This is a genomic window from Candidatus Symbiopectobacterium sp. NZEC135, assembly GCF_025962695.1.
On the sequence record NZ_JAGFPF010000603.1, the window covers coordinates 1 to 1,151 of the forward strand.

At 41.7% G+C, this 1,151-nt stretch carries 2 protein-coding genes; both read right to left on the reverse strand.

The window, feature by feature from the left end:
• The coding region (locus J5224_RS29095; protein WP_264628556.1) for a hypothetical protein at positions 1-642 on the reverse strand (642 nt) is incomplete at its 3' end.
• 306 nt (positions 643-948) lie between these two features.
• The coding region (locus J5224_RS29100) for a DHCW motif cupin fold protein (RefSeq protein ID WP_264628557.1) at positions 949-1,151 on the reverse strand (203 nt) is incomplete at its 5' end.

The following is a 1,151-nucleotide window of genomic DNA, read 5'->3' on the forward strand; positions in this document are numbered from 1 at the left end:
GCACTCAGCCAGTGGAGTAATAAAGAGAGGACCGGCTTTTGCCCACTGCTTCAATGACAGCTCAAAATCCTGACCCTGTTCGGCAGTTAATTGCCCATCAGACACCAGATAGTGCTTAATGGCCGAAATCAGCGCATCCTTTTTTTCATCATCAGAAAGAATGTGGCTGTTTTCATTGATAAAAAGCGTGCCATTACTATTATCATAATATGTCACTTCCCGCTTTACTTCTGGCAACAATAAGGGCGGTTGGGAAACATACCCATCGTCAGCAAGAGACATGGAAATCGGATAATTGTCAAAGGAGTAACTACGATTAGCAAGGGTGAGATCACTATCCAGGTTTGATAATGGATTCTCTTTATAAGCAAACGAAGCAGCATCCGATCTGTGCAAAAAATTCAACAACAGCATAAGTTGAATCGTTGTTGCTATTGCACTTTTCCGAGCAGGAAGAAAGGTTGATGATGTGTTGAATATTCTCGGAGAGTTTTCGACATGGTTAATTTGAGAACTGAAACCCTGAACATTAACAGATGAATTTGAATTAATTGATTTTAAAGCTTTCTCACTTTTTTTATTGCACGATTTATCGTGGTAATATTCCGTAGACAAACGATATTGCAGAGCTGAAACAGGCATTCTTTGACTCCATTCAAAAAAAGAATGGACTATAGGCATCGTATTTACGCCATCGTTATTAAAAAAAAATCTCAATTAAGGATTATCGCAATTTTCGCTCTTCCTTTGAGGGAGTGTTTATTATTCAAACACAGTGTAGATATGAACAATTCTATTATTTTCACCGATAAAAAAGCCAGCGCGTTCGCGCAGGCTTCTTCTTGGTTAGCGTAGATTAATCTTTACTTTGCGCGTGTATTTCCTGCACCGAAGTTACCTTCTTGGTCGTATCTGCATTGAGCGCCACACAACATACCGTCTGCGTTTTCAGTCAACAATAAACAGTTTTGCCCCTTTGGGGGATGTGGAGCGATGCGCTTCTGCCTGGTCCGCCACTTGATAGCTGACACCCGGCGTTAGGGTAAAGGTTCTGCCGTCATCCAGTTCGGTAATCAGCTCGCCTTCGAGGCAAAGAAGAACGTGTCCTTTTTTACACCAGTGATCCGCAATATATCCCGCAGAGTACTCCA